Here is an 11,118-nt window from a genome sequence, read left to right as displayed (position 1 = left end):
TGGCCTCAAACCGCCCGCCCGAGATAGAGCGTTTGCCCACGGATTTTCCGCTGTCGTGGTTAAAAGGCGCCACCCCGACCAACGAGGCTATTTCTTTGGACTCTACACGCCCCAGTTCTGGCAGAAGTGTTATCAGCTTGCCCGCCGTTACCAGCCCAATGCCTTTGACCTGGACCAGCTGAGTAACCCGTTCATCTTTCAGGGCTTCCGTTTGCTGGCTGATCGCTTGCTCAATCAGCTTGATCTGCGACTTGAAGTGCTGAAGGTTGGCTTTCAGAAAGTCGGACACCGCGCTGAACTGCGCCTGTTTCAGGCGCCTGCGGTCGTCATCACGCTGCTGAACCAGCCGATCACGTTGCTGCAGCAATTCTCGCAACAGCGCACGCTCCGGGCTGATCCGCAGGGTGGGCTGGTCTGGAATGACCTCAGCGTAGTGGGCCAGTACTTCGGCATCGATGGCGTCGGTCTTGGCTTTGACTCCGATGGATTCTGCGAACGCTCGGGCTCGCCTGGGATTGACGCGTATGACCTTGTAGCCCGCGTCCTGCAAGAACCTCAGGATATTACGCTCATAGCCACCTGTGGCCTCCAGCAGAACACGCTTTATGCTGAGACCGCAAAGGCCATCGAGCAACGCTTCGAATCCCGCCGGATCATTGCTTACATGAAGTCTGGTGCCCTGAGGCCGTACCGCAGCATCAAGCGAAAGACTAGAAACATCGATACCCAGGTAGGAAACCATCGCCTAAATCTCCTAAACTCAACACTGTGAGAGGACTTTGGCTTGGCCCACGCTTGTGATTCGAGATCAGAGCCGCGTCCAACTGTTCGGGCTCTCGCCAAAGTGGAACGGTGAATGGCAGCTTGTGCTCCCACTCGTGCTCAAGGCACCTGCGGCCTTCAGCTTGCCATTCACCGCTCTCACTCCAGATTCTAATTTCTAATCAAGACACAAGCGGCCTTGCGCCGCGATGGGCCGCATAGCGGCCCCGGCGATTTGAGCTGCGGGCTGAAATCCTGGGGCCGCTTCGCAGCCCATCGCGGCGCGAGGCCGCTCCCACAGTAGTAGATCGCGTGACCTGGAAAAGATCTCAACCGACCCCCGAAACATTTTGAACCAAAAATCTCACCCCCCTCTCCATCCGTAAACGAAGCGGCTAAATAAACCGCGGCGAACCCCGGCATCCCCTTGCATGCACCCGGGCCTTTTACTGCTGGTAGCGGAGCCTCAAATGATCCAAACCCCCTTGCTAATCGGTTTCATCGTCATGGCCCTGGCATCACTGGCCATCTACATCAAAGGCGCACATTACGGCCCGCTTCTGGGCCACACCCTCATCCACGCCGCCGTCCCCTTCATCGCCGCCACCGCCTACCTGTGCATGTACCTGGGCGTCGGCAACCTGATCAAAGTCGACGGCAGCGTCACCTACCTGGCCCGCTACGTGGACTGGGCCTTCACCACCCCACTGCTGTTGGCCGGCGTCGTCAGCTCCGCCTACTACGGCACCCGCGACTTGTACGGCAAAAGCGGCTACATCACCGCCATCGTCACCCTCGACGTCATCATGATCGTCACCGGCCTGATCGCCTCCCTGGCCCCCTACGGCGTGATCAAGTGGGTGTTCTTCGCCTGGTCCTGCGCCGCCTTTGCCGGCGTGCTGTACCTGCTGTGGAAACCCGTCGCCAGCATCGCCAGCCAACAACCCGGCGTCAGCCCCGCCTACCGCCGCAACGTAGGCTTTCTCACCGTGCTGTGGCTGATCTACCCCGTGGTCTTCGCCGTCGGCCCAGAAGGCTTCTGGGCCGTGAGCGACGCCACCACCGTGTGGGTATTCCTGGTGCTCGACGTGCTGGCCAAGGTCGTCTACGCCTTCACCTCGGAGCGTAACCTGCGCGCCGTGCCGGTAGGCCGAGGCTACTGAGCATGACCTGCACAGGGCGCAGCTGGCGCGCCCTTGTGGGGCTGGCGATAGCGGCCAGCCTTGCAGGCGGGCTGGCACCGCTGGCTTACGTGCTGCTGGTCGGGCTCGGGCTTGGCCTGCTGCATGGGGCAAGCGACCTGTACCTGATCGAGCACGGGCAGCGCAGGCGCTTTGTGCTCAGTTACCTGGGCGTGGCCATCGTGTGCGCCCTGGTCTGGCAAGTGGCGGGAGCGCTGGCGCTTACCGCCTTTTTATTGCTGTCGGTTTGGCACTTCGCCCATGAGGACGACGTGTTCCAGCGGCGGCATGAGCAGATTGCGCTGGGGCTGTTCATCCTGGGCGGGCCTGCGGTGCTGCACAGTGACGCAGTAGCCCAGTTGCTCAACCTGGCGATGGCGGCCGGTGCATCCTCTGCCTTGGGTGGATGGCTGGCGGTGACGCTGGCGTGTGCCGGGCTGATTGCGTTCGGTGTATTGCTGATGAGTGCCTGGCAACAGCGTGACCTACGGCTGGCGCTGACCTTGCTGCTGGTGGTGGTAACCCCGCCGCTGATCGGGTTTGCGCTCGGGTTCTACCTGCTGCATGCCGAACCCCAAACCCGTGTGCGTGAGCGCATGGTAGGTGCCTTGTCGATGGGCGACTACCTGCATCGCACCTGGCCAGTGCTCGTCGGGGCAGGGGTGTTTGCCCTGGTGGGTGGGGCTGTGTTCTGGCAGCAGGAGCAGACCGGCATTCGGGCGCTGTTCGTGGTGCTGGCGGCGTTTGCACTGCCGCATATGGTGGTGTTGCCGCGTTTTCTTTCGGGGCGCGCAGTGCCCCAGGTGCCGGGCCCGGTTTGACCTGATCGACAGCCCCGGCGCGCAGGTGCGCCGGGGCGCGGGGTCAGCGCATCATGCCCAGTTCAGCGTCGTCCAGCAGGGCTTTGCCGAGTGCGCAGAGGTAGTGGGCGGCCCAGATCAGTTTGGGTTTGTCTTCCATCAAGCCTTCCAGGGTGAGGTCGCGGGCGTAACCCATCAATTCCGAAGCTTGTTCGCGGGCGTGTTGGCAGGGGATGCCGGGTTCGATGCGGAACAGGGCGTGGGTGTGGTTTTCGCCTTGGTAGAAGACGGTTTGGCCTGGGGTGCAGGGGGTGTGTGCGGTGGACATGGGTGTGGCTCCCTGAAGTTTTTCGGGCTGGCTGTTTTTGTGCTGCGGCTGGGTTACTGCCGTTTTGATTGAGCCAGGGGCTTGAGGGTTAGTGCGTGGGGTGTCGCGAGGGAGGGTGGTGGATTTGCAGGAGGGCAGATTCCAGCAGGCGGCGCAGGGATTCGAGCTCGTGCATGGAGGCCATGATCAGTGGGGCTGCCGGGGAGCGGGGCTGCATGAGGATGGCTTGTTGGGCCACGGCTTCGGCGCAGAGGGCGTAGTCGGCGGCTAGGGTTAGGGTGTCTTCCAGGGTGGCGGGTGGAGGTGGTGGATCCGGGACGATCTTCAGCATGTTCTGGTCCTCAGTGGAGCGACCAACGCTTGCTGTCAAACAAGTGGTGGCAGCTGTGCATGGGTTGACAGACCGGTGAAGACCAAACCGGCGCACACGAGGTGCCCCACACACAGCCGCCATAGGCAATCCGCGTGTTTGGTCGTCATCAGCCTGTCAAAGCTAGTCGTTGATGTGCAACGACGTGCTGAGACTAAGGGGGCGGAAAAACGACCGCAATGGGAAAGGTGGGTTGGGAGTATCTTTGGGAAATGGACTACAGGGAAGGAAAAAAATCTGAAAGTTTGGGGTTGTTTTAGACGTACTGGTTATGGATATGCCAGGGCTTTAGCGCTGCGTTTAATGCAGGGCGCAGCAGCGGCAAACTGCGGCTAGCCAAGAAGGTGGCAGCTCTGCGTGAGTTAGCCGACCGGGACGTCAGACACCCGGCGCACCCAAGGTGCCTCATGCAGAGCAGCCATAAAGCGGCACGGTGAGACTGCCGTGTGTTCCTAGGGTGTGCAATGGGGAATAGGCTCGGCGTATGTCTTTGGGAAGTCACCTACAGGGAAGAGAGTCTGATTCTTTTCTGTGGGTGGAAATGCAGTGTAAGTCAGCCGAATCTCGCTTGCCGGTATTTGCTTGGGGTAAGACAATAGAGCCTCGCAGGTATTTCATTAGCCAATCCCCTAAAGAACTCCCGTGCCTCCTGATCTCGTGCGAGTCCCGGCGTAATGAGCAGCTTCATTTCGCCGGGATCTGCAGGCTCAGCGCATCATGCCCAGTTCAGCATCGTCCAGCAGGGCTTTGCCGAGTGCGCAGAGGTAATGGGCGGCCCAGATCAGTTTGGGTTTGTCTTCCATCAAGCCTTCGAGGGTGAGGTCGCGGGCGTAACCCATCAGCTCCGAAGCCTGTTCGCGGGCGTGTTCGCAGGGGATGCCTGGCTCGATGCGGAACAGGGCGTGGGTGTGGTTTTCGCCTTGGTAGAAGACGGTTTGGCCTGGGGTACAGGGGGGTGTCTGGGATGGACATGGGTGTGGCTCCCTGAAGTTTTTTTGGCTGACTGTTTTTGAACTGCGGCTGGGTTGCTGCCGAGTTGCTTGAGCCAGGGGCTTGAGGGTTAGTGCGTGGGGTGTCGCGAGGGAGGGTGGTGGATTTGCAGGAGGGCGGATTCCAGCAGGCGGCGCAGGGATTCCAGCTCGTGCATGGAGGCCATGATCAGGGGGGCTGCCGGGGAGCGGGGCTGCGTGAGGAGGGCTTGTTGGGCCACGGCTTCGGCGCAGAGGGCGTAGTCGGCGGCTAGGGTTAGGGTGTCTTCCAGAGTGGCGGGTGTGGGTGGTGGGTCGGGGACGATTTTTAACATGAGTTGCTTCCGTTGCTGGGCCGACATCCGCCGCTGTCAAACGGTGGGTGGCAGCTGTACGTGGGTTGACAGACCGGCGGAAACAACAAGATCCGGCGCACGCAAGCGTGCCCGCACGTACAGCCGCCATAAGGGCGACCGCTTAGTTGTTTACCGCTGCGACCTGTCAAAGTCGTGTCGTTGGGTTGGCAACGACGGGGTGAGACTAGGACGCTGGGAAGGCTGACGCAACGGGAAACAGGGGAGGGGAGTATCTTTGGGAAATGGACTACAGGGAAGGGGGGAAGTCTGAGGTTTTGGGTGGGATGGGCTATACCTGAGCGCGGTTGCAGGGAGGTCCGACCTGTCGAATTGACGATGTGTACCCCAAATCCCGAGTATCGACTGGCGCTCGTAGATGCGTTGAAGTGGTAATCCGCTGAGCCGGGGTGAGCTGAAGCCAGTCGGTATCTACCTGTTTTTGCTAGAAAATAATTTGTTAGTCAACTTGCTTGGAATACCAGTTGGAACGCTGCGTGGCCTGGATTCCGATGGACGGTGCTTTTTTGAGAACCGCGCCCACAAACGAATCGTGGCCGATCTATAAAGCAGATGGTCGTACTGTTGATCGTTGCCCCTGCGCTCGCCGGTACAGGGGCTCCTAGCAAACGATACCGTCAATGATTGCTGTGTTGGCTAAGCCGACTCTCGAAGTATTGCGCCGTCTCTTTGTCAGTGCAGTACAGGTAGCAACCCTTCATTCCCCTTGTCATCAGGGTTCGGTACGTATTTTTGATGATCAGGTCTGTTTCACTTTTCGCAAGGGCAGGTTGCTCTTTCATCATTTTTTTCCAGCCGCGAATCGATTTATCGTGCTTGTCTCGCTCATCCGGGGATGTCACTACCTGACCGTCACGTACAACCAGATCTGGTCCGATAATCACCCCGATGTAGTCGACTTCCAAACCTTGGCAGGTATGAATGCAGCCAACCTGCTCGATGGAGTTTTCAGCGATGATCCATAGGCTGCCATCCTGATCCAGGTTCCATTGGCGTTTGTAGTCACCAATCACGATATCAGCAGCGGTGGGGGCTTTTTTGCTCAACCAAGGCCAGCAATAGCCCGCGACCACACGAGCTTTGTTTCCGTGGTTTTTCTCGTTGATTGCGTCATGCATCGCCTGAGGTGAGTCGAACACCTTAAACTCGTACTCTTGGGTCTCAAGCGTCGGATTTGCCGTCGAGCGAATGCCTAGCGTGTCATCCAGCCATGCCAGGTAACCGTCAGAACCACTGCAGCGAAACTGCGAAGACAGCACGTGTTCTTCAACCACAGCACCCTTGGCTTTTGCAAAGGCGCGTATCGCCTGCTTGCTGCCGATATCGCTCAAGGTTACACGCTGGTCCTCATCAATAAAGAAAATGGAGCATTTCGCTGAGTCAATCAGCTCCTTGATCTGGTTTTCCCCAAGGTTTCCATAAAGCCCGCTTTTCTCATTCAGCCGGTGAGCTTCGTCCACGATAAGCGCATCGAATGTATTGGGCTCAGTGTCGATGAATGCCCCAGAGCCTGAGAAGAAATTCGAGAAATGGCTGCGCTTGATGGTGCCAACCAGTTTGCTTTCGTAGACCTTGCGAGGGGCAGCATTTTTGGAGACGTATTTGCTCATCAGCTTCAATTCGGTGAGCTTCACCAGCAGATTGATAGCCAGGACAGTCTTTCCGGTGCCCGGCCCACCTTCGATGATCATCACCTTTGGTGATTGGTCCGAGGCCTCGCTTGCCGCCGCCAGCGCCGACTCAAAAATTGCTTTCTGATCGTCAATCAATACGAACTCGGGTTTGCCTTTCATCAACCCCCCGAGCGCTTCGGCTAGCGCCTTGGACGGGCGAATTTTTCCTTCGGACAGCTCGTAAAGAACCTCTTTGTTGTCGCCATGACTTATATGCTTTTTCAGAAAGCTTCTGAGTTTACTGAGCTCTTCCGGGCCTTTCAGAAACAGGGGAGCCTTGCTGATGTGGGGCTCGTAGTGAGCTGAATCTATGATGCCGTCGCTTACGTAGTTATGGAGGTAGGCACACGGGCGGATTTCGATGCTTTTGTCATACACCGCCTCGTTGAAGCCTTCCAACAGTGCTGCATATGACCACACCTGATAGGACGGGTGAATGGTCTCAATGAGGCCGCCACCCAATGCCGTTTTGACGATGGCATCCTTGGTTGTGGCGTTGGCCTTACTCCATTGCTTCAGCTCGATCAGTACGGCCTTTTTTGCCTGGTTTTCGTCGCGACCGGTGAGTAGAAAGTCGATTCGCTTCGACGACTGCGGGATGTGCAATTCGATGGCCAGGCCTGCATCGCTCGGCAGGCCTTCATCTCTAAGGACCTTGGCCATGTACGTCAGGGACCCTTGCCACGACCTGATTTCCGAGGAGCCGACGTTCTTGCCGGTAGCTTCCTTGTAGTGCCTGAGGATCACCTCCTCAATGTCATCGTTATCGTTGTCTTTTAGAAATTGCTGTTTGGTCGCAGCGTAAACGATCACGGTTTGTCCTTAGGTGCGTGTTGGTCAGAGTCGGTCGTACTTTTTGCTGGTGCTTCTGGCTTTATCTACCGGGTACTTGTGGTCATTCGAGGCGAGTTTTTGTGTCACCGCCTCGTTGAGGTCAATGCCAAGTACGCTGCTCAGGCGAACCAGGTACATCAGAACATCCGCCAGCTCATCCTTGATGGCTTGGCCGATTTCGGGATCTGTTGCGGAGGAGAGCGAATCCGCATCGCTCATCCATTGGAAAATCTCGCAGAGCTCACCTACCTCGCCAGTGAGAGCCAGGATGAGATTTTTGGGGGAGTGGAACTGCTGCCAGTCGCGATCATCTGCGAACCGCTGGAGCGATGCGGCAAGCTTCACTACGTCAACCAGTGGCGCTGATGAAATGTCTGAGTGACTCACGGGCTTATCTCTTGGGTATCGGTGAGGGGCTGAATCAGGTTTAGGAAATCCGGTCTTGGATTGTAAGGGTTTTCGCTGTATGAGCAGATTTTTTGTGTTTTCTCTCTCACGTGCGATCTGCCGGCGGAATTCCATGTCGGCGTTCTTGCTTTGGGCGTGGGAAATTGTTCCGTCAAAAAACAAGTCTTCCACTGCTTGTCGGTGGGCGTAGCTCGGTTAACCGCAATAACGATTATGCCCAGCGAACAGCGGCCTTTTCTTCGCCCTCATAGCGTGTGCAGATAGAGCGGCAGTGCGTTCCTGTGGTTGGCACTTTCCAATTGCCGCCTGTTTGCTAAGCAGTCGCTCACCTAGCTTTGCGAGGTCGGCAGACTCCAATAGTGAGGCGGCAGGTGACAATCTGCGCAGTTTCTGGCCTTACACGTGGGGACACAGCAGCAGTGTCGTTGCTACCCAGAGTAACGATGCGGCGCATTGTGGCCGAGCTAGATTTCTTGCGGGCTTCCCTGGCTATCCACCGCCAATCCCCCACAGATTCAGCTGCTTGTTGCGGGCGATGGTAAAACGCTATCATTTGGATTTATGCGGTGTTCCCGTTTTGGGAATTTATGCGATTGACGCGCCTTCGAAAGGGATTTATATTGATCCCAAATTGGGAACATTACTATGCATCTGGTTGGCAAGGACATACTCGATAGGCTGAGAGGGCGTGGACCAGAAATTGACACGTGGGTCAGCGCGTGGGTTGCTGAAATTATCCATGCGGTGTGGACGCAGGAATCTGATCTATTTGACCAGTTTCCCTCGGCAAAAGAGCGGAAGTCCGGTGTTTTTATTTTTGAAGTAAATTTAGCAAAGTGCTGGTTAGAGGTGAAAATTGTGTTTCCTCAAAAAATAGCCCTCATAACCGCGCTATTAGGTGCAGAAGAAATTGATGGACACTAAGGTCATAAAAACAGAAGAACAGCATCGAGCTTATCTGAGTGAAGTGGATAGGTTGATGTCAATGATGCCTAAGCCTGGTTCTTCAGAAAGTAATCGCCTTGAGGTTCTGATTCTTCTTATTGAAGATTATGAGAGTAAAAAACATCCGATAGACGCTCCTGACCCAATCGATGCAATTCTGTTTAGGATGCACGAGAGAAATTTAAAGCAAGCAGATCTGATTCCTTACTTTGGCACTAGAAGTAGGGTGTCGGAAGTTCTGGGTCGCAAACGTCCCCTGACTGTTCCTATGATAAAGGCTCTCTCGGTCGGATTGGGAATTTCGGCAGAGACCTTACTTGGGTTATCCCATACAGAAGAAAAGAAATCGACCGACGAAGTTGACTGGTCTAGATTCCCAGTGAAAGAGATGGTTGCTAGGGGGTGGATTGATAAAGCTATAGGGAAGGCCTCCAAAACTACTGAGGAAACGCTTCGGGAGTTCGTGTCTCTTATAGGGTGGCAGTTCGGTGAGGCTGCATTCAGGCGTACACCATTGGGTGATGCATACTCACCGACTACGAAATATTCTCTGTATGTATGGCTTCTTAGGGTTATTCAACGTGCTAGAGAGAGTAGTCATCTTTTGGGTACATTTGACCAGAGTAAGCTGTCGAATTCATTTTTGAAGGATTTGGCCCAGTTGAGTTGGTTTGAGAATGGACCTCTCCTAGCTATCGAGTTTCTTAAGAAGCATGGAATAGCAGTGATAATTGAACCTCATCTGAAGGGTACCATGTTAGATGGTGCTGCGTTGAAAGATGTAGATGGAACTCCTGTTATAGGCTTGACGCTTAGGCACGATCGGTTAGATAACTTCTGGTTCACGTTGCTTCACGAAGTTGCTCATATATGGAAGCATATTGGTAATGAAGAGGCTTTCCTAGATGACTTAGATGCTTCTTCAGAGGATAGAAGAGAGTCGGAAGCGAATCGAATAGCGAGAGAAGCTTGTATACCTAGGGTTACTTGGAAGCGCTCTGGCGCCTACTTAGATCCCAGCAGGGAAAATATAGATAAGTTATCCAGAGAGCTAAAGATACATCCTGCTATTATTGCAGGCAGAATCCAGCGAGAGAGAGAAAACTACCAGTTGTTTTCTGATTTGTTGGGGCGTGGCGAAGTTAGAAAAATGCTTTCTAATAATATTAATGGTGGGTTATGAAACTTATTTACGTCCCAATTTTGAAAGCTAAATCTGGTGAGCTCACTGCTCTTGCCGAGCTAAAAAAGTTTGCGGCAGAAAAAATTGTACCTTGGTTCGATATTTCACCAATTAACGATGATAAGTTAGAAAAGCTTAGCGGTCAGCTGTTTCCTCCGATCGAATCCTATTTGAGCGGTATTGCTGCAGAGATCTCCACTGTTTGGAAAGGTCGTCAAATTTTCTTAGATATGCCAAAGTGGTCTACTAATGCTCAAACAGAGGGTGGGGAGCATGTTATTCCATTTCTACGAAACCAGCTGGAATCGTTTCGCGTTAAAACAAATCTAGTTGTCGATTATGTTCGATGGGATGATCCTGTATACGTTAATGCGCTTCGTGGAGCTCGCGTATCATCAGCGTGTGGTTTTGTTCTGCGTCTTGTTATGGATTCAGATACCGTGGAGGAACTCTCTGAAGAGGATTTTGTATTAGAACGTCTGAATGAGATGACTGATACTTTGGACCTTGATCCAGTCCTTGTCATGGTTATGATCGACTTTGGAGACGTATCCTCCCAAAAGCATACTGTTCCTGATATTGTGTCTAAGTCGGAAAAGGCGATAGCTTTGTTGAAAAGAGCTGGATTTAATAATTTTAGAGTTGCGGGCTGTTCGCTTCCTGCTTTTATATCTTCGGCGATTAAGGATCAAAATAGCGCTGGCTTGGTTCGTCGCAAAGAGATGTCTGCATGGAGAACTTTGGTTGTACAGCCGGGATTCGAGTCGCTAGGTTTTAGCGATTATGGCATCCGCGGTCCCAATTCTAAAGAGACAGGTGGGGCGTCGAATGCGAACGGAAAAATCCGTTATACAATTCAGGAACAGATGTTCATCGCTAGAGGTTATCCTTTGACAGAGGGGCTCAAAGGTGCTCAGCATCAGGAGCTTGCAAGGTTGGTTATTGCATCAGGTCACTGGGCTACAGAAAAGTTTAGTTGGGGGGATAACGAGATTTATCGTTGTAGTCAGGGTGAATTTTCGGGAACTTCTTCGGATTGGATCTCTATTGACACCAATCACCATATACACTCGGTTGTGCATGAGGTGATAGAGTATAAAGAACTTGTTTCTGCAAAGCGTGCAAGGCAGTTTATATGAGTCTTTTATTTTAATTCGCTTTTAATTTGCGCCGCGCAGGCGATCAGCTGAAATGGCATGTTAAAGCTTTTCGTGCATGAAATATCTTCAGTGAATTGAGTTTCGTATTTTAGCCAATCGCGGAGATGGTTTGTGCTGGGTAGGTATGCGTTC

Annotated in this window: 11 protein-coding genes and 1 pseudogene; 5 read left to right on the top strand and 7 right to left on the bottom strand. The window is 54.1% G+C overall.

The features are described from left to right. The coding region (locus tag CRP40_RS20040) for an IS110 family transposase (protein WP_027915448.1) at positions 1-742 on the bottom strand (742 nt) is incomplete at its 3' end. 490 nt (positions 743-1,232) lie between these two features. Here CRP40_RS20040 and CRP40_RS20035 point away from each other — a divergent pair. Continuing rightward, positions 1,233-1,925: a bacteriorhodopsin gene (locus CRP40_RS20035; RefSeq protein WP_023534529.1), complete on the top strand. Its 693-nt coding sequence runs from the start codon at positions 1,233-1,235 to the stop codon at positions 1,923-1,925. 2 nt (positions 1,926-1,927) lie between these two features. Then, positions 1,928-2,764 (top strand): beta-carotene 15,15'-dioxygenase, Brp/Blh family, encoded by an 837-nt coding sequence (locus CRP40_RS20030; RefSeq protein ID WP_033695090.1) that lies wholly within the window; start codon positions 1,928-1,930, stop codon positions 2,762-2,764. A gap of 43 nt (positions 2,765-2,807) precedes the next feature. Here CRP40_RS20030 and CRP40_RS20025 read toward each other — a convergent pair whose 3' ends face one another. The 6 genes and pseudogenes from CRP40_RS20025 to CRP40_RS20000 all read right to left on the bottom strand — a co-directional run bounded on the left by CRP40_RS20025 (position 2,808) and on the right by CRP40_RS20000 (position 7,677). Further along, on the bottom strand, positions 2,808-3,071 hold the full coding sequence (locus tag CRP40_RS20025) for a DUF3077 domain-containing protein (protein ID WP_027915447.1): 264 nt from the start codon (positions 3,069-3,071) through the stop codon (positions 2,808-2,810). Positions 3,072-3,159: 88 nt separating this feature from the next. After that, positions 3,160-3,402 carry a hypothetical protein gene (locus CRP40_RS20020; protein ID WP_027915446.1) on the bottom strand — a complete coding sequence of 81 codons (243 nt, stop codon included), beginning with the start codon at positions 3,400-3,402 and terminating at the stop codon, positions 3,160-3,162. A 746-nt stretch (positions 3,403-4,148) separates the two neighbouring features. Next, positions 4,149-4,382, bottom strand: a pseudogene (locus CRP40_RS20015) (DUF3077 domain-containing protein); the annotation flags it as partial. A gap of 119 nt (positions 4,383-4,501) precedes the next feature. Continuing rightward, positions 4,502-4,744 (bottom strand): hypothetical protein, encoded by a 243-nt coding sequence (locus tag CRP40_RS22255; RefSeq protein WP_027915445.1) that lies wholly within the window; start codon positions 4,742-4,744, stop codon positions 4,502-4,504. A 656-nt stretch (positions 4,745-5,400) separates the two neighbouring features. Beyond that, positions 5,401-7,269, bottom strand: a complete 1,869-nt coding sequence (locus tag CRP40_RS20005; protein ID WP_027915444.1) for a DUF2075 domain-containing protein — start codon at positions 7,267-7,269, stop codon at positions 5,401-5,403. Positions 7,270-7,293: 24 nt separating this feature from the next. Then, entirely contained in the window at positions 7,294-7,677 is a 384-nt protein-coding gene (locus tag CRP40_RS20000; protein WP_027915443.1) for a nucleotide pyrophosphohydrolase, read from the bottom strand. Positions 7,678-8,343: 666 nt separating this feature from the next. On the opposite strand from CRP40_RS20000, the gene CRP40_RS19995 reads away from it, so the two are divergent. Genes CRP40_RS19995 through CRP40_RS19985 form a run of 3 tightly spaced genes read left to right on the top strand, consistent with a single transcriptional unit; the run spans position 8,344 to position 10,965 of the window. After that, entirely contained in the window at positions 8,344-8,622 is a 279-nt protein-coding gene (locus tag CRP40_RS19995; protein ID WP_027915442.1) for a type II toxin-antitoxin system HigB family toxin, read from the top strand. Beyond that, a complete protein-coding gene (locus tag CRP40_RS19990) occupies positions 8,612-9,826 on the top strand; it encodes an ImmA/IrrE family metallo-endopeptidase (protein WP_081728215.1) in 1,215 nt (404 codons plus the stop codon). Before CRP40_RS19995 ends, CRP40_RS19990 begins: the two co-directional genes overlap by 11 nt. Then, entirely contained in the window at positions 9,823-10,965 is a 1,143-nt protein-coding gene (locus CRP40_RS19985; RefSeq protein WP_081728214.1) for a beta family protein, read from the top strand. The genes CRP40_RS19990 and CRP40_RS19985 overlap by 4 nt, the downstream gene beginning before the upstream one ends. The last annotated feature ends 153 nt before the right edge of the window (positions 10,966-11,118 follow it).

The organism is Pseudomonas sp. URMO17WK12:I9, from assembly GCF_900230165.1.
GTDB classification, from domain to species: domain Bacteria; phylum Pseudomonadota; class Gammaproteobacteria; order Pseudomonadales; family Pseudomonadaceae; genus Aquipseudomonas; species Aquipseudomonas fulva.
The sequence above is the reverse complement of the archived record's forward strand: the minus strand, read 5'-3'. Positions and strand labels throughout refer to the sequence as shown.

Coding starts and splice junctions, on each gene's coding strand:
- CRP40_RS20035 (WP_023534529.1), top strand. CDS start 1,233: ATGATCCAAACCCCCTTGCTAATCGGTTTCATCGTCATGGCCCTGGCA.
- CRP40_RS20030 (WP_033695090.1), top strand. CDS start 1,928: ATGACCTGCACAGGGCGCAGCTGGCGCGCCCTTGTGGGGCTGGCGATA.
- CRP40_RS20025 (WP_027915447.1), bottom strand. CDS start 3,071: ATGTCCACCGCACACACCCCCTGCACCCCAGGCCAAACCGTCTTCTAC.
- CRP40_RS20020 (WP_027915446.1), bottom strand. CDS start 3,402: ATGCTGAAGATCGTCCCGGATCCACCACCTCCACCCGCCACCCTGGAA.
- CRP40_RS22255 (WP_027915445.1), bottom strand. CDS start 4,744: ATGTTAAAAATCGTCCCCGACCCACCACCCACACCCGCCACTCTGGAA.
- CRP40_RS19995 (WP_027915442.1), top strand. CDS start 8,344: ATGCATCTGGTTGGCAAGGACATACTCGATAGGCTGAGAGGGCGTGGA.
- CRP40_RS19990 (WP_081728215.1), top strand. CDS start 8,612: ATGGACACTAAGGTCATAAAAACAGAAGAACAGCATCGAGCTTATCTG.
- CRP40_RS19985 (WP_081728214.1), top strand. CDS start 9,823: ATGAAACTTATTTACGTCCCAATTTTGAAAGCTAAATCTGGTGAGCTC.